The 16016-nt window shown below is 63.2% G+C and carries 15 protein-coding genes; 7 read left to right on the forward strand and 8 right to left on the reverse strand.

All coding sequences use genetic code 11. The features are described 5' to 3' along the window. Positions 1 to 148 precede the first annotated feature (148 nt). The 3 genes from dalD to RW095_RS31850 all read left to right on the forward strand — a co-directional run bounded on the left by dalD (position 149) and on the right by RW095_RS31850 (position 4194). Positions 149 to 1561 carry a D-arabinitol 4-dehydrogenase gene (gene dalD / locus RW095_RS31840; protein ID WP_317019944.1) on the forward strand — a complete coding sequence of 471 codons (1413 nt, stop codon included), beginning with the start codon at positions 149 to 151 and terminating at the stop codon, positions 1559 to 1561. A gap of 114 nt (positions 1562 to 1675) precedes the next feature. Then, complete coding sequence (gene xylB / locus RW095_RS31845) at positions 1676 to 3157, forward strand: xylulokinase (RefSeq protein WP_317019945.1); 1482 nt, start codon at positions 1676 to 1678, stop codon at positions 3155 to 3157. Positions 3158 to 3246: 89 nt separating this feature from the next. Continuing rightward, positions 3247 to 4194 (forward strand): sugar-binding transcriptional regulator, encoded by a 948-nt coding sequence (locus RW095_RS31850; protein WP_128587498.1) that lies wholly within the window; start codon positions 3247 to 3249, stop codon positions 4192 to 4194. A 136-nt stretch (positions 4195 to 4330) separates the two neighbouring features. Here RW095_RS31850 and RW095_RS31855 read toward each other — a convergent pair whose 3' ends face one another. The 6 genes from RW095_RS31855 to RW095_RS31880 all read right to left on the reverse strand — a co-directional run bounded on the left by RW095_RS31855 (position 4331) and on the right by RW095_RS31880 (position 10463). Next, a complete protein-coding gene (locus RW095_RS31855; RefSeq protein ID WP_288825263.1) occupies positions 4331 to 5440 on the reverse strand; it encodes an ABC transporter ATP-binding protein in 1110 nt (369 codons plus the stop codon). Between the two features lie 140 nt (positions 5441 to 5580). Next, positions 5581 to 6282 carry an HAD family hydrolase gene (locus RW095_RS31860; RefSeq protein ID WP_317019946.1) on the reverse strand — a complete coding sequence of 234 codons (702 nt, stop codon included), beginning with the start codon at positions 6280 to 6282 and terminating at the stop codon, positions 5581 to 5583. Further along, positions 6279 to 7112, reverse strand: a complete 834-nt coding sequence (locus tag RW095_RS31865; RefSeq protein ID WP_317022750.1) for a carbohydrate ABC transporter permease — start codon at positions 7110 to 7112, stop codon at positions 6279 to 6281. Before RW095_RS31865 ends, RW095_RS31860 begins: the two co-directional genes overlap by 4 nt. Before the next feature lie 38 nt (positions 7113 to 7150). After that, positions 7151 to 8086: a carbohydrate ABC transporter permease gene (locus RW095_RS31870; RefSeq protein ID WP_317019947.1), complete on the reverse strand. Its 936-nt coding sequence runs from the start codon at positions 8084 to 8086 to the stop codon at positions 7151 to 7153. A gap of 189 nt (positions 8087 to 8275) precedes the next feature. Further along, complete coding sequence (locus RW095_RS31875; RefSeq protein ID WP_317019948.1) at positions 8276 to 9598, reverse strand: ABC transporter substrate-binding protein; 1323 nt, start codon at positions 9596 to 9598, stop codon at positions 8276 to 8278. Between the two features lie 82 nt (positions 9599 to 9680). Further along, positions 9681 to 10463 (reverse strand): L-iditol 2-dehydrogenase, encoded by a 783-nt coding sequence (locus RW095_RS31880; RefSeq protein WP_317019949.1) that lies wholly within the window; start codon positions 10461 to 10463, stop codon positions 9681 to 9683. Positions 10464 to 10743: 280 nt separating this feature from the next. Here RW095_RS31880 and RW095_RS31885 point away from each other — a divergent pair, with 280 nt between their 5' ends. The 4 genes from RW095_RS31885 to RW095_RS31900 are packed head-to-tail and all read left to right on the forward strand — an operon-like array spanning position 10744 to position 13930. Next, entirely contained in the window at positions 10744 to 11220 is a 477-nt protein-coding gene (locus tag RW095_RS31885) for a Fur family transcriptional regulator (protein ID WP_317019950.1), read from the forward strand. 52 nt (positions 11221 to 11272) lie between these two features. Then, complete coding sequence (locus tag RW095_RS31890; RefSeq protein WP_317019951.1) at positions 11273 to 12193, forward strand: metal ABC transporter solute-binding protein; 921 nt, start codon at positions 11273 to 11275, stop codon at positions 12191 to 12193. Next, entirely contained in the window at positions 12190 to 13155 is a 966-nt protein-coding gene (locus RW095_RS31895; protein ID WP_317019952.1) for an ABC transporter ATP-binding protein, read from the forward strand. The genes RW095_RS31890 and RW095_RS31895 overlap by 4 nt, the downstream gene beginning before the upstream one ends. Beyond that, positions 13148 to 13930, forward strand: coding sequence for a metal ABC transporter permease (locus tag RW095_RS31900; protein ID WP_128587519.1), 783 nt, complete (start codon positions 13148 to 13150; stop codon positions 13928 to 13930). The genes RW095_RS31895 and RW095_RS31900 overlap by 8 nt, the downstream gene beginning before the upstream one ends. A gap of 60 nt (positions 13931 to 13990) precedes the next feature. Here RW095_RS31900 and fghA read toward each other — a convergent pair whose 3' ends face one another. Continuing rightward, a complete protein-coding gene (fghA, locus tag RW095_RS31905) occupies positions 13991 to 14842 on the reverse strand; it encodes an S-formylglutathione hydrolase (protein ID WP_317019953.1) in 852 nt (283 codons plus the stop codon). 51 nt (positions 14843 to 14893) lie between these two features. Beyond that, entirely contained in the window at positions 14894 to 16000 is a 1107-nt protein-coding gene (locus RW095_RS31910) for an S-(hydroxymethyl)glutathione dehydrogenase/class III alcohol dehydrogenase (protein WP_317019954.1), read from the reverse strand. Between the last annotated feature and the right edge of the window lie 16 nt (positions 16001 to 16016).

Below are 16016 nucleotides of genomic sequence, written 5' to 3' on the forward strand. Positions count from 1 at the left end.
CGCCGCGCTGCGCCACGAAAACCCTGTGCAGTCGCCTTGACTTTCATTTCGCCGGGTACGATCATTCGCTCACATACAGAGCAAATGCTCTAACCGAAGAAAAGACGCGCGCAACGAGCCGCGCGAGCGAGATACATGGAGACGCACAATGAGCAGCGGGCAAGATAGCGGCGCGGCCGCACACGTGATCCTGCATATCGGCGCGGGATCGTTTCATCGCGCGCATCAGGCGTGGTATCTCCACAGATTGAACGAAGCGAAGCTGCCGGGCGAACCGCACTGGTCGCTCACCGTCGGCAATATCCGCAGCGACATGAACGCGGTGCTCGAAGCGCTGGCCGCGCAAGACGGCGTCTATACGCTCGAAACCGTCACGCCTCAGGGCGAACGTGCGTACGAGACGATCCGCTCGATCGAGCGCGTCGTGCCGTGGACCGAAAGCCTCGACGCGCTGATCGAAGCCGGAGCCGATCCGGCCTGCAAGATCATCTCGTTCACGGTGACCGAAGGCGGCTACTACCTCGACGAACATGACCAGCTCGACACGGCCAACGCCGATCTCTCGACCGACCTCAAAGGCGGACATACCACCATCTACGGCGCGCTCGCGGCGATTCTCCACGCGCGCATGAAAAACGGCGCGGGTCCGGTCACGCTGCAAACCTGCGACAACCTGCGGCGCAACGGCGAGCGCTTTCATGCGGGCATGAGCGCGTTTCTCGAACTACGCGGCGCGGACGATCTGGCGCAATGGTTCGACGACAATACCGCGTGTCCAAGCTCGATGGTCGACCGCATCACGCCGCGTCCGACACCTGACGTGAGCGAACGCGTGAAGGCCGCGACGGGCGTGGACGACGCCTGCCCGGTAATGGGCGAAGCGTTCATTCAATGGGTGATCGAAGAGCGCTTCATAGCGGGCCGTCCCGCATGGGAGAAAGTCGGTGCCGAACTGGTCGACTCGGTGCTGCCCTACGAAGAAGCGAAGATCCGCATACTCAACGCGACGCATAGCTGCATTGCGTGGGCGGGGACGCTGGTGGGGCTGAACTACATCCACGAAGGCACACAAGACGCAGACATTCGCAAGTTCGCGTTCGACTACGTGACCGAAGACGTGATCCCATGCCTGTCGCCGAGTCCGCTCGATCTGGAGCGTTATCGCGATGTCGTGCTGGAACGCTTCGGGAATCCTTATATCCAGGACACGAACCAGCGCGTCGCCGCCGACGGCTTTTCGAAACTGCCTGGCTTCATCGCGCCGACGCTCGCCGAATGTTTCGAGCGCGGCGTCACGCCGGCAGCCACCGCGATGCTGCCGGCTCTGTTCTTCCGCTTTCTGGAGCGCTGGCAGGCAGGCACGCTGCCCTACGCGTATCAGGACGGCGTGATGGACGAGCGCGTCGCGCGCGGCTTCTTCGCCGCGCCCGATCCTTTGCAGGCATTCGCGGCAGACCGCCTGCTGTGGGGCAGCATGGCGCAGACGCCGGAGCTGGAATCCGCTTTGGCCGGGGCATTGGCGCGTGTCGACGTGTGGCTCGCCCAACGTGCGCACGCGTAAGAAGCACCGTACATCCACGTTCGATTCACGCGCGGTGCCAGGCTTAATGCGCATGGCACCGCGCGCCGTGTGCGGCTAAAGTAGCGCATCTCTAACGACGAAGGCTTTCCGCCCATGTATCTCGGCATCGACCTCGGCACGTCCGAAGTGAAAGTCCTGCTGCTCGCCTCCAACGGACGCGTGATCGGCACAGCGGGGTCTCCGTTCACGGTTTCGCGTCCGCATCAGCGCTGGGCGGAACAGAATCCTGAAGACTGGTGGGCCGGCACGCGGAGTGCGCTCGCCGCATTGCGCGCGAAACACCCGGACGAGTTCGCGCAGATTCGCGGCATCGGCCTCTCGGGGCAGATGCACGGCGCCGTGCTGCTGGATGCCGAGGACCGCGTGCTGCGACCCGCGATTCTCTGGAACGACATGCGCAGCGACAAGGAATGCGCCGAGCTCACGGAGCGCGCGCCAGACCTGCATAGCGTCGCAGGCAATCTCGCCATGCCGGGCTTCACCGCGCCGAAACTGCTGTGGGTCGCGCGTCACGAACCCGACATCTTTGCGCGTACCGCGTGTGTGCTCCTGCCGAAAGACTACTTGCGTCTGCAACTGACGGGCGGCAAGGTTTCCGATCCGTCGGATGCAGCCGGCACGCTCTGGCTCGACGTCGCAAAACGCGACTGGTCCGATTCGCTGCTTGCGGCCTGCAACATGACTCGCGCGCAGATGCCGAGCCTTGCCGAAGGCAGCGCGCCGTCCGGCACGTTGCTGCCGGAACTCGCGCGCGAATACGGTCTGGTCGACGGCGTGATCGTCGCGGCCGGCGGCGGCGACAACGCAACGAGCGCAATCGGCATCGGCGCGACGCAGCCGGGCGACGGTTTCGTGTCGCTCGGCACGTCCGGCGTATTGTGCGTCGTAGGCGACAGCTTCCGGCCGAATCCTGCTTCCGCTGTGCACGCGTTCTGCCACGCGATTCCAGACCGCTGGCATCAGATGAGCGTGGTCTTGTCGGCGGCAAGCTGTTTGCGTTGGGTCTGCAAGCTCACCTCGACCGACGAACCCACGCTGCTCGCTGAAATAGAAGCACTGCCCACAGACGCGCTCAACACCGCGCCGCTCTTCTTGCCATACCTCTCCGGCGAGCGCACGCCGCACAACGACCCGTATGCGCAGGGCGTGTTCTTCGGCATGAATCACGCAACGGATCGTGCGCTGCTCGGCTATGCGGTGCTCGAAGGCGTGACGCTCGCACTGACCGACGGCCTCGACGCGCTGCGCGCAGCCGGCACCGAAGCGAAGGCGCTGTCGCTGCTCGGCGGCGGCGCACGCAGCGATTACTGGGCACAGTTGCTCGCCGACGCGCTCGACACCGCGACGCGCAAGCACGGCGGCGGCGAGACCGGTGCGGCGCTCGGCGCGGCGCGTCTCGGCTGGCTCGCGGCGGGCGGCGATCCGGCGACCGTACTCAGCAAACCGCCGATCGAAAAGGAGTTCACGCCGAACCCGCGCCGTCACGCTGAATTGCGGACACGGCTAGACGCGTATCGTGCGCTGTACCGTCATGTGCGGCCGCTATTCGACCCCGCGCGCGAGCGGCTCGCCTGAACGCATAGCAACAGCGCAATCCGCAGCTGGCGGCGTGTGAAGGCGAGCGCCGGCTGCCATCATCGGCGCCCTTCAAGCGAATCGTCACCGTGCCCAAGTCCACAGAAAAACTAGATCTTGCTACCCGCGCCGCGTGGCTCTACTACGTCGCGGGCAATACCCAGAACGAGATCGCCGAGAAGCTGCAGGTGTCGCGCCCGGTCGCGCAACGGCTCGTCGCGTTCGCGGTGGAAAAAAATCTGATCCGCGTACGTGTGGATCACCAGTTGGCGGACTGTTTGTCGCTCGCCGATCAGCTGTCGAAACGCTATGGTCTCGCCATGTGCGAGGTAGTGCCGATCGACAGCGACACGCCCGATGAAGTCGACCGCAAGCTCGCGGTCGCGGGCGCGCAGGTGATGGAACGTTACCTCACCGAAGAAAAGCCAATGGTCGTCGCGGTGAGCAGCGGCCGGACGCTAAAAGCCGCGGTCGATCAGATCGCGCAGCTAGACCGTCCGCAGCACCGGCTGGTATCGATGGTCGGGGCCATCGCTCAGGACGGCTCCTCGAACCGCTATGACGTCGCGCTGCACATTTCGGAGAAGACCGGAGGCAAGCACTTTCTGCTGCCCGCGCCGTTGATCGCCGATACCGAGGCCGAACGCGCGCAGTGGTGCAATCACCGGCTGTATCGGATCGTCGAATCGCTATCGGCGCAGGCGGACGTCGCGTTCGTCGGCATCGGCAATATCGGGCCGAAATGCCCGCTGCACGAGGACGGCTTCATTACGTCGGCGGAAGTGAAAGAACTGATGCAGAACGGCGCAGTGGCCGAAATGCTGGGACTCCCCATCGACGCAGCCGGTGCCCGTGTCGAATCGCCGACCGGCCGGCGCGTGACCAGCATTGAAATCGATTCGCCGCCGCAGCGGCCGACCATTGGTTTTGCGGGCGGCAAGCGTAAGCGCGAAGCACTGATCGCGGTGCTCAAGGGCGGCTGGCTGTCGGGGCTCGTTACCGACGAACTGTGCGCGCGGGCGGCTCTCGAGGCTTGAAGGGCTCCCGGCGTGTTTGAGTGTGGCGTGCACTCAGCGCGGACTCACACGCCGCACGCCGCACGCCGCACGCCACCGTGCCATTGACCATTGAAACAAAAAGCAGGAAGGCGGCGCTCGCGCCTTCCTGCCATCGTCAAGCCGCCAATACTTCGACGATCTTGCGCTGGAACGCCTTGCCTTCGCTATCGAACAGATGACAATGCTCGGGCGTCGCGCCGAGCTTTTGCGTCTCGCCCTTCGCGTGACGTTCAAGCGGCGGAATGCGTGCGATCAAACCGTCAGGCGCGACGCTCGACTCCGCATACAGATACGCCGCGTCGCCGAGCGATTCGACGGCCATCGTGCGGGCCGATACGCCGTCGTCCGTCATACCGACATGCAAGTGCTCGGGGCGGATGCCCACGGTCACTTTGTCGCCCTGCTTGACCGCGCCCGGTTCCACCGCGACACGCTGTGTCTCGCCGGTTTCGTAGCGCACCGTCACGCCGTCGTGCGTGACCGATTGCACGACGCCTTCCATGAAGTTCATTTTCGGCGAGCCGATGAAGCCGGCGACAAAACGATTGGCCGGCGCGTGATACAACATGGTCGGACTGCCGACCTGTTCGAGATTGCCCGCAGACAGCACGACGATCTTGTCGGCGAGCGTCATAGCTTCGACCTGATCGTGCGTCACGTAGATCATCGTGGTCTTCAGTTCGTCATGCAGGCGCGCAAATTCCAGCCGCATTTTCACGCGCAACGCGGCGTCGAGATTCGACAGCGGCTCGTCGAACAGAAACACTTTCGGCTTGCGGGTGATCGCGCGGCCGATCGCGACGCGTTGGCGCTGACCACCCGATAGCTGCTTGGGCTTACGGTCCAATAGATGATCGATATGCAGGATCTTCGCTGCGTTGCGCACGGCCGCGTCGATTTCCGGCTTCTTCGTGCCGGCGAGTTTCAGGCCGAACGCCATGTTGTCGTACAGCGTCATGTGCGGATACAGCGCGTACGACTGGAACACCATCGCAATGCCGCGCTTCGCGGGCGGCACGTCGTTCATGCGCGTGCCGTCGATAGTGAGGTCGCCGCCGCTGATATCTTCGAGGCCGGCGATCATTCGCATCAGCGTCGATTTACCGCAACCGCTCGGACCCACGAACACGACGAATTCGCCGTCCGCGATGTCGAGGTTGATGTCGCGCATCACTTCGGTGTCGTCGTAGGCCTTCCGGATATTGCGCAGAGTTACGCTTGCCATGATGTGTCTCCGTGTAATGCTGTGCGTTGCTTGTCTATTGCCACACGTTGCTTATGCGTTTGCGTTGCTTTCGCGTTTGCGTTGCGTGCGCGTTGCTGCTGTGTCGGTCGCACGTTCGTCGTGCATTTGGTCGCCCGCGCTTACGGCGCCGCGGCGGTCGCGCTCAACGTCCACTGCGCGACCAGTTCCGGCAACTGATGCATGTCGTCGAACACATGGCGCGCCCCGGCCGCATGCAGTTTGTCGATCTGCGCGTCGCTCGCATGACCGCCGCCGATGAAGCCCAGCACCGTCATCCCCGCCGCGCTCGCCGCCGTGACGCCGGTCACGCTGTCCTCGACCACGAGGCAGGCCGAAGGCGCGAGCCGCAAACCCTTCGCCGCCGACAGATAGACGTCGGGCGCGGGCTTCGGATTGGCCACGCTATCGGCGCAAAAAAGACGGTCGCCGAAAAACCTCACGAGGCCGGTACGCGCAAGCACGGTCTCCACGTAAGGCCGAAAACTGTTGCTCGCGCAGCCCTTGACGAGCGGCACCTGCGCCAGCGCCTGCTCGATGCCCTGCACTGCCGGCGCCTGCATCGCCGCCGCTTCCACAGACCGGCGAATCGCATCGATGTCGTCGAGGCCGAGGCTTTTGCCGAGTTGCATCGCCGTGCCCTCCAGCACTCTTTCGATGCGCAGCCCAAGGAGCGGCAGCACGACCGGCTCGATATCGGCGCCCGGCCAGCGCGCTTCGAGCTCATGTACGAGCACGCGCGTAGCCACCGCTTCGCTGTCGATCAATACACCGTCGCAATCGCAGATCAGCGCGAAATTCCCTGCACTGGTGCCTGCCGTCATTTGACCGCCCCGAACGTGAGGCCGCGCACGAGTTGCTTCTGCGAGAGCCAGCCGACGATCAGGATCGGCGCCACCGCCAGCAGCGAAGCGGCGGACAGCTTGGCCCAGAAGAGGCCCTCAGGGCTCGAGTAAGACGCAATGAAAACTGTGAGCGGCGCCGCGTTGGAACTCGACAGGTTGATGCTCCAGAATGCTTCGTTCCACGAAAGAATCACGAGCAGCAGTGCGGTGGAAGCGAGCCCCGGCAGCGCCATCGGCATCAGCAGGTAGACGATTTCCTGCCAGGTCGCCGCGCCGTCTATACGTCCCGCTTCGAGAATATCCCGCGGAATTTCGGCGAAGTACGTGAACGACATCCACACCGCAATCGGCAGATTGATCAGCGTGTAGACGATCACGAGACCGGACACCGTATCGAGCAAGCCGCTGTTTTTCCACAGCAGATAGATCGGCACGAGCACGCCGACCGACGGCATCATCTTTGTCGACAGCATCCACAGCAGCACTTTTTGCGTGCGGCGCGTCGGGAAAAACGCCATCGCATATGCGGCGGGCACGGCGAGGATCAGGCACAGCACCGTCACGCCGACCGAGATCAGGATCGAATTCCACGCGAACGAAAAGTAATTGCTGCGCGCGAATACCTCGCGAAAGCTGTCGAACGTCGGTGTGAAAAATAGCGAAGACGAGTACGCCTGCTGTTCCGTCTTGAATGCGGTGATCGTCATCCAGAAGATCGGGAAGAACAGTAGCAGCGCGACAAGCCAGGCGATCACGCCGGGAATGCCGCGGCGGATCGCGGTGAACGGCGACTTCGCCGGCACGGTCATAGGCGCCGTGGTCGACGCCGGAGTAGAGGCAACCTGGCTCATTTTTCGTACTCCCCTTTGAGGTTCTTCGCGAGCATCCGCACGAGGAAGAACGACACGATATTGGCCAGAACGACGGCGAGAATGCCGCCCGCCGAGGCGAGACCGACGTCGAACTGTTGCAGGCCGAGCGAATAGATCAGGTACGACAGGTTGGTGGTCGCGGTGCCCGGACCGCCGCCGGTCGTCGTATAGATTTCAGCGAAGATGGACAGCAGGAAAATCGTCTCCATCATCACCACCACGGCAATCGCGCGTTTCAGGTGCGGCAGCGTGATGTAGAAGAACATCGCGAATGGTCCCGCGCCGTCGATCCGCGCCGCTTCCTTCTGCTCCTGATCGAGCGACTGGATCGCAGTGAACAGAATCAGAAACGCGAACGGCAGCCATTGCCACGCGACGATCATGATGACCGCAGTCAACGGATACTCGGCAAACCAGTCGATCGGTTGCAGGCCGATTGCGCGCATGCCGCTCGCGACGAGGCCGTAGACCGGATGCAGAATCATGTTCTTCCAGATCAGCGCGCTCACCGTCGGCATCACGAAGAACGGCGCGATGGCTAGCAGCCGCGCGACGCCCTGGCCGTAGAACTTGCGATCGAACAGGATCGCCATCAGCACGCCGCCGACCACCGTGATCACCAGCACCGACACGATCAGTTGCAACGTATGGCCGATCGACGGGCCGAACGACGGATCGCTGGCGAGGAACTGATAGTTGTCGAAACCGGCGAAACCCTTCAGGTCCGGATTCAACAGGTTGTAGCGCGAGAACGAAAACCAGATCGTCATCGCGAGCGGAATCGTCATCCACAGCAGCAGCACCGCGACCGACGGCGACACGAGCCAGCGCGCGGAATTGGCTTTACGGACTTCGCGTTCTTTTTCTGTCTGAGGATGGGCATGCATGAGAGGCAGGCGCAGAGGACGCATGATTGACCACCTGTTCGGTAATGCGCGGGCGGCACGAACCGCATGAATCGCCATATCGCTATGAAGACGAGGCGGCGTTGCGGCGTATGCGCGGCCGTGACGGCCCGCTGTGCTGCGTGAGCCGGCTGACGGGCGTCAGCCGGCACGCGTCACGTAACTCCAGTGGCGCGCTTTCCGATTCACTCTTCGTTACTTCTGATATCCGGCCTGCTTCACTGCGCGATCCGCGGTCGCCTGGCCTGCTGCCAGCGCCTGGTCGACCGTCATCTGACCGGCAATCGCGCCGGAGATGCTTTGACCGACAACGGTGCCGAACGACTGGAATTCAGGTATCCCAACGAATTGCACACCGGTGTACGGCACGGGCTTCGCCGTCGGATGATCAGGATCGGCCGTTTCGATCGCCTTCAGCACGAAGTCGCCGAACGGCGCGGCCTGCTTGTACTCGGGGCGCGCGTACGTCGATTGGCGCGTTCCAGGCGGCACCGATGCCCAGCCTTCATCCTTCGCGACGAGTTCTATGTACTGCTTCGACGTGGCCCACGTAATGAACTTCTTCGCCGCGTCAGCCTGTTTGGAGGACTTCGGAATCGCGAGCGCCCAGGCCCACAGCCAGTGCGAACCCTTCGGCGTAACGGCCACCGGCGCCGCGGCAAAACCGACCTTGTCCGCGATCTGCGACTGCTGCTTGTTGTACAGCATGCCCGCTGCCACCGTCGCGTCGATCCACATTGCGCACTTGCCCGAGGACATCAGCGTCAGGTTTTCGTTGAAGCCGTTCGAGCTCGCTCCCGGCGGGCCGTTCTTCTTCAACAGATCGACATAGAACGTGATCGCCTTCTTCCATTCCGGCGAAGTGAGTTGCGCGTGCCACTTTTCGTCGAACCAGCGGCCACCGAACGTGTTCACCACGGTCGTGCCATACGCCATGTTTTCGCCCCAGCCCGCCTTGCCGCGCAAGCAGATGCCGTACATGCCGTTGGCTTTGTCGGTGAGCTTGTCGGCAAACTGCGCGATCTGCTCGTAAGTCGGCTGATCGGGCATTTTCAGGCCCTTCGCCGCGAACAGGTCCTTGCGGTAATACGTCATCGAGCTTTCGACGTAAAACGGCAGCGCGTACAACTGGCCGCCGGCGGAGAGGCCGTCGCGGGCCGTCTTCACGACGTCGTTCAGATCGTAATCGGCGGGCAGGTTCGTGAGCGGCGTGAGCCAGCCGCGCTTGCCCCACTGCGGCGTTTCATATGCGCCGATCGTCATCACGTCGAACTGGCCGCTGCCGGTCGTGATGTCGGTCGTGGCGCGCTGACGCAGCACGTTTTCTTCGAGAATCACCCAGTTCAGCTTGATGTCCGGATTCGCCTTTTCGAATTCGGGCGACAGCTTCTTCAGCTCGATCATGTCCGGATTGTTCAGCGTCGCGATCGTCACCGTGGCCGCCGACGCACTCAGCGCGAAGCATGCAGCGGCGCCTGCGCTGACCGCCTTGAGCGCGGATTTGAGGGCTGGTTTCATGTCTGTTGTCTCCTTTCTCGTGCGTTATGTGATGCTGCGTTTGTTCTACGAAAATGACGCTGGATAATGCGGGTTCTGCCGCTCAACTCATCCAGTTGCCGCCGTCCACGTTCAGTGTTTGCGCAGTGATGTAGTCTGCATCCGCGGATGCGAGGAACAGCGCAGCGCCGGTCAGATCGTCGGGCACGCCCATGCGCCCAAGCGGCACCGCTTCACCGACAAGGCGCTTTTTCTCGCCGAGCGGCCGGTTCTCATAACGGGCGAAAAGCGCGTCCACTTCCTTCCACATCGGCGTATCGACGACACCCGGCGCGATGCCGTTCACGTTGATCTTGTGCGGCGCGAGCGCCAATGCGGCAGATTGCGTGTAGCTGAGAACGGCCGCCTTCGTCGCGCAGTAATGCGACACGAGCGCTTCTCCGCGCCGCCCTGCTTGCGACGACATATTGATGATCTTGCCGCCGCGGCCTTGCTCGACCATCTGCCGTGCGACGGCTTGCATGAGGAAGAACATGCCCTTCACGTTGACCGCGAAGAGGCGGTCGAACACGTCCCAGGATTCGTCGAGGATCGGGCGCATATCGAACAGCGCCGCATTGTTGAACAGGATATCCACGTGGCCGAAACGCTCCAGCGTGCTCGCCACGATGCGCTCGATATCCTCGCGTCGCGTGACATCCGCAGTGACCGTGAGCACGCGCTCGCCGTATGCGGCGCGCAGCGTGTCGCCGAAACTGTCAGCCGGCTTCACGTCCACCAGCACGCATTGCGCGCCTTCGTCCAGATAGCGCCGCGCCACGGCTTCACCGATTCCGCTTGCCGCGCCTGTCAGGATGGCCACCTTGTCTTGCAATCGTGCCGACACGCTTTGTCTCCGATTCGTTTCGCTTTTTGGAGCCGCAGTGAGCGAACGCTCATTGCGCGATCAATTGCTCTGTTTGTGATCGAATGATCGGATACGCACCCGGTCATGTCAAGGCGCTCTCTCAGATTTCGATGGTGCAGCGCGGAACAAGTGCGCCAGCCTCTTGCAGCGCTCTTGCACACGGCAGCTGACAAAAAATCGAGATACGTTATATCATTTCGACCTCGCTCCACGAGCCGCCCTTACATCCGCATGACGTCACCGTAGGAGATCCACGCTGATGGCCACATCGACTGCAGAACATCACGCTGTGCGGCTTGCGCATGCCGAAGCGCATGCCGCGTTGCACGGCCTGTCGCTAACGCCGCTGCGGCGTCAGGTGTATGCGGCGATTGTCGCGAGCGAACGCCCTGTCGGCGCCTATGAGTTGCTGGCCGCGCTCGAACCCGAACGCGGCCGCGTGCCGCCCACCACCGTCTACCGCGCGCTCGACTTTCTGCTCGAGCATGGCTTCGTGCATCGCATCGAATCGAAAAACGCGTTTGTCGCCTGCTGCGAGGTCGGCGTGCCGCACTGCAGCCAGTTTCTGATGTGCGACCGCTGCGGGGCGACCGTCGAGATTCCGGGCGACGGCTTCGCCGAACAGTTGTCGCATAGCGCGCCGGCACATGGCTTCGAGGTACACCGTCAGGTCGTCGAATTGAGCGGTCTTTGCGCGTTGTGCGCACGCGCGTCGCGCGCCGTCGCGCCCACATGAGCCATCGCTTCACGTTTGCAATTCATTCAACCCTCACGCAGCAGGACACATAATGAAGAAGACGAGCACGAGGTTGTTGTCCAGATATGTCGCCGCAGTTACAGCCGCGTTCGCGTTAAGCCATGCAGCATTTGCCGCAGATGCGAAAATCCCCGTGGTCGCCGCGGAAAACTTTTATGGCGACGTGGTGCAGCAACTCGGCGGCGAGCGCGTCGACGTGACCAGCATTCTCAGCAATCCGGATCAGGACCCGCATCTGTTCGAAGCCAGCCCGAAGACGGCGCGCGCGTTGCAGCACGCGAGCATTGTGGTCTACAACGGTGCCGACTACGATCCGTGGATGGTGAAACTGCTGGCGGCTTCGAAGGGCGCGAAGCGCACGACGATCGTCGCGGCTGAGCTGAGCGGCAAGAACAGCGGCGACAACCCGCATCTCTGGTACGACCCGTCGACCATGCCCAAGGTGGCGCGCGCGGTGAACGAGGCGCTCGTCGCGGCCGACCCGGCGCACAAGTCGGCCTACGATGCGAACCTCGCGAAGTTTCTCGATTCGCTGAAACCGGTGGAGGCGAAGGTTGCCGAACTGCATGCGCATTACGCGGGCACGCCGGTCACGGCAACCGAGCCGGTGTTCGGCTATATGTCGGACGCGATCGGACTAAGCATGCGCAATATGCGCTTTCAACTGGCCGCCATGAACGACACCGAAGCGAGCGCGTCCGACATCGCCGCATTCGAACGCGATCTGCGTGAAAAACGCGTGCGCGTGCTGATCTATAACAGCCAGGCAACCGAGGCTCTGACCAAACGCATGTTGAAACTCGCGCAGGAATCGAAGGTGCCGACCATGAGCGTCACCGAGACCGAGCCAGCCGGCAACACTTATCAGACGTGGATGCTCTCGCAGCTCGACGCGCTCGGCGCGGCGCTCGCCAAAGGCGACGCGGCCGGCGTCAAAGGAAAAACCCAATGAATGTTACTGGCCGCAGCACGCCAGCCACTCTGTCAGCGAGCGCAGCGACGCTCGCGGCGAGCCGTGAGCCCGTGCTCGAACTCGATCACGTCACGCTCGAACTCGGCGACCGCACGATCTTGCGCGATGCCGGCTTCGTCGTGAATCAGGGTGAATTCATCGGCGTGCTCGGGCCGAACGGCGCGGGCAAGACCACGCTGATGCGCGCGGTGCTCGGCCTCGTGCCGGCGGCAAGCGGTTCGATCCGCGTACTGGGGCAGCCGGTGGAGCGCGGCAACGCGTCGATCGGTTATATGCCGCAAACGCGCAGCGCGCTCGCCGGACGGCGAGTGCGTGGCCACGATTTCGTGGCGATGGCGGCCGACGGCCACCGTTGGGGCCTACCTCACGCAGACGCCAGAACGCGAGCGGACGTCGAGCGCGTGCTCGAACTGGTCGACGGCCGCAAGCTCGCCGAGCGGCCGTTATCCGAACTCTCGGGCGGCGAGCGGCAGCGCCTGCTGCTCGCGCAATGTCTGCTGGGCGCGCCGAAACTGCTGCTGCTCGACGAACCGCTCATCAGCCTCGACCCGCATCATCAGAAGAGCGTGGTCGAACTCGTGCGGCGCGTGCAGCAGGAACTCGGCATTGCCGTGCTGTTCTCGGCGCACGAACTGAATCCGCTGCTCAACTCGCTCGATCGCGTGCTGTATCTCGGCAGCGGCGTGGCCGCGCTCGGCACCGTCGACGAGGTCATCACGCGGCCCGTGCTGTCGCGCCTCTACGGTTCGCCCATCGACGTGATGCGCGTGAACGGCCGCATCTTCGTGATGTCGGGCGGCGTCGAAGTAGAAAAGCACGATCACGAACATGAACATGACGGGAACGGCGGTCACTCGCATTCCCATGGTCATTCGCACGGACCCGCGCACGACCGTTCACACCAGCACGACTCACGCGACGGACATAAGCACGATGTTTGAATATGACTTCATGGTGAACGCGTTCGCGGCGTCGGGAATCGTCGCGGTGCTCGCGGGCGTGGTCGGCTATTTTCTCGTGATGCGCGGACAGACCTTCGCCGGCCACGCGCTTTCGCATGTCGGCTTCACCGGCGCGACCGGCGCCGTGCTGATCGGCATTTCGCCGATCTGGGGCATGGTCGGCTTCACGCTCGCGGCCGGCGTCGGCATGGGCGCGCTCGGCGAGCGCCTTGCCGGACGCGACGTGGCGATCGGCGTGATCCTGTCGCTATCGCTCGGCTTCGGCCTGCTGTTTCTGCACTTCTTCACGGCCTACGCGACGCAGGTCACAGCGCTGCTGTTCGGCAACGTGCTCGGCGTAAATGAGTCGACGCTCGCTGTGCTGGCGGGCTTGGGCGTGGTCAGCCTGCTGGCGCTCGCGGCGATCATGCGGCCGTTGCTGTTCGCTTCGTTGCAGCCCGAACTGGCCGAAGCGAAGGGCGTGTCGTTGCGTCTCGTGTCGGTGCTGTTTCTCGCGATTGCCGCGCTCGCCGTGGCCGCCTGCACGCAGATCGTCGGCGTGCTGCTGGTCTTCACGTTGATGGTCGGCCCGGCCGCCGCCGCGCAAAACATGACGACGCGGCTTTCCGCCGGCCTCGTGCTCGCCGCCGTATTCGCGTTGCTGCAGGCGTGGCTGGGCGTGACGCTCGCGTTCTATACCGATTGGCCGACGAGCTTCTGGATCACCGCGCTGTCGGCGGTGGTGTATGGCGGAAGTCTGCTGAAGCGCCGCTAATCTGACAGGCGCTCGATGCAATGGCGGCCCGCAACGGCGCCGCCATCGGTACAAAAGATTTCAGCCGAGCAAGACCTTCGCGTGATGCGCGATGTGATCCTGAATGAAGGTCGAGATGAAGTAATAGCTGTGGTCGTAGCCGGCATGGCGGCGCAACGTCAGCGGTTGGCCCGCCTCACGGCATGCGGCTTCGAACACGTCCGGGTACAACTGCTCGGCGAGGAACTGGTCGGCGAGTCCCTGATCGACCAGAATCCCCTCCGCGAACTTGCGCGATGCGCGCCCCACGAGTTCGCTTGCGTCGTATTCCTTCCACGTCTCGCGGTTCTCGCCGAGATAGCCGCTGAACGCTTTCTCGCCCCAAGGGGCACGCGTGGGCGCCGCGATCGGCGCGAAGGCCGACACCGAGCGATAGATGTCCGGGTTGCGCAGCGCGAGCATCAACGCGCCGTGGCCGCCCATTGAATGCCCGAAGATCCCGAGCCGCGCGCCGTCGACGGGCAGTTCGTTCAGCACCGTTTCGCGCAGCTCGTCGCGCACGTACGAGTACATCCGGTAGTGCCCCGCCCAGGGCTCCTGCGTTGCATCGACGTAAAAGCCCGCGCCCACGCCGAAGTCCCACGAGGCACTCTCGTTCGGCACGCCCGCGCCCCGCGGGCTCGTATCGGGCGCGACGAGCACAACGCCATGTTGCGCGGCGAAGCGCTGTGCGCCGGCCTTGATCGCGAACGTCTCTTCGGTACAGGTGAGCCCCGCGAGATAAAACAGCGCGGGCACCTTCGCATCAGGCTGCAGGGCCTGCGGCGGCAGATACACCGAGAAGCGCATTGGCAGGCCGATGGTCTGCGACTCGTGCCGGTAAAAGCGCTGCTCGCCGCCATGACAGGCGTGCGACGACAGTAGCTCAAGCATCGTCTTGCTCCTTGTTGATCGCTGTCATTGAGTGGCTTTCAGTGAGCCGCGTTAATACAGTACGACCGAGCGGATCGACTCGCCCTTCTTCATCAGATCGAAGCCCTCGTTGATGCGCTCGAGTGGCAGACGGTGCGTGATGAGATCGTCGATGTTGATCTTGCCTTCCATGTACCAGTCGACGATTTTCGGCACGTCGGTGCGGCCACGCGCGCCGCCGAATGCGGAGCCCTTCCACTCGCGGCCCGTCACGAGCTGGAACGGACGCGTGCTGATCTCTTCGCCCGCCGCCGCCACGCCGATGATGAACGACTGGCCCCAACCCTTATGCGTGCATTCGAGCGCCTGGCGCATCACCTTCGTATTGCCGATGCATTCGAACGAATAGTCGGCGCCGCCGTCGGTAAGCTGCACGATGTGATCGACCACATTCTCGACTTCGGTCGGGTTGATGAAGTGCGTCATGCCGAATTTTTTCGCGAGTTCCACGCGGCCCGGATTGATGTCCACACCAATGATCTTGTCCGCGCCGACCATCTTCGCGCCTTGAATCACGTTCAGACCGATGCCGCCGAGCCCGAATACGACCACGTTCGCGCCCGCTTCCACTTTCGCCGAATACACAACCGCGCCGACGCCCGTCGTCACGCCGCAGCCGATGTAGCAGATCTTGTCGAACGGCGCGTCTTCACGCACTTTGGCGACCGCGATTTCCGGCACGACGATGTAGTTCGAAAAGGTAGACGTGCCCATGTAATGAAACAAAGGCTTGCCGTCCAGCGAGAACCGCGACGTGGCATCGGGCATCAAACCCTTGCCTTGCGTCGAGCGGATCGCCTGACACAGGTTGGTCTTGCGCGACAGACAGAATTTGCACTGACGGCATTCCGGCGTGTAAAGAGGAATGACGTGATCGCCCTTCTTCAGCGTGCCGACGCCCGGACCCGTATCGACGATTACGCCCGCGCCTTCGTGGCCGAGAATCGCCGGGAAAATGCCTTCGGGATCGGCGCCCGAGAGCGTGTAGTAATCGGTGTGGCAGATGCCCGTCGCTTTCACTTCGATCAGGACTTCGCCGGCGCGCGGTCCTTCGAGATCGACTTCTTCGATCGTCAACGGTGCGCCGGCTTTCCATGCGATTGCTGCTTTGGTCTTCATCGTGAATGCTCCTGTG

Origin of the sequence: Paraburkholderia kirstenboschensis (assembly GCF_032806925.1) — a bacterium.
In the GTDB taxonomy this organism is placed as follows: Bacteria; Pseudomonadota; Gammaproteobacteria; order Burkholderiales; family Burkholderiaceae; genus Paraburkholderia; species Paraburkholderia kirstenboschensis.

Excerpts from the sequence above, each read along its gene's own strand:
- dalD (WP_317019944.1), top strand. The coding sequence starts at position 149 with ATGAGCAGCGGGCAAGATAGCGGCGCGGCCGCACACGTGATCCTGCAT.
- RW095_RS31910 (WP_317019954.1), bottom strand. The coding sequence starts at position 16,000 with ATGAAGACCAAAGCAGCAATCGCATGGAAAGCCGGCGCACCGTTGACG.
- RW095_RS31865 (WP_317022750.1), bottom strand. The coding sequence starts at position 7,112 with ATGACCGTGCCGGCGAAGTCGCCGTTCACCGCGATCCGCCGCGGCATT.
- RW095_RS31885 (WP_317019950.1), top strand. The coding sequence starts at position 10,744 with ATGGCCACATCGACTGCAGAACATCACGCTGTGCGGCTTGCGCATGCC.
- RW095_RS31900 (WP_128587519.1), top strand. The coding sequence starts at position 13,148 with ATGTTTGAATATGACTTCATGGTGAACGCGTTCGCGGCGTCGGGAATC.
- RW095_RS31895 (WP_317019952.1), top strand. The coding sequence starts at position 12,190 with ATGAATGTTACTGGCCGCAGCACGCCAGCCACTCTGTCAGCGAGCGCA.
- RW095_RS31870 (WP_317019947.1), bottom strand. The coding sequence starts at position 8,086 with ATGCGTCCTCTGCGCCTGCCTCTCATGCATGCCCATCCTCAGACAGAA.
- RW095_RS31890 (WP_317019951.1), top strand. The coding sequence starts at position 11,273 with ATGAAGAAGACGAGCACGAGGTTGTTGTCCAGATATGTCGCCGCAGTT.
- fghA (WP_317019953.1), bottom strand. The coding sequence starts at position 14,842 with ATGCTTGAGCTACTGTCGTCGCACGCCTGTCATGGCGGCGAGCAGCGC.
- RW095_RS31860 (WP_317019946.1), bottom strand. The coding sequence starts at position 6,282 with ATGACGGCAGGCACCAGTGCAGGGAATTTCGCGCTGATCTGCGATTGC.
- RW095_RS31875 (WP_317019948.1), bottom strand. The coding sequence starts at position 9,598 with ATGAAACCAGCCCTCAAATCCGCGCTCAAGGCGGTCAGCGCAGGCGCC.
- RW095_RS31855 (WP_288825263.1), bottom strand. The coding sequence starts at position 5,440 with ATGGCAAGCGTAACTCTGCGCAATATCCGGAAGGCCTACGACGACACC.
- xylB (WP_317019945.1), top strand. The coding sequence starts at position 1,676 with ATGTATCTCGGCATCGACCTCGGCACGTCCGAAGTGAAAGTCCTGCTG.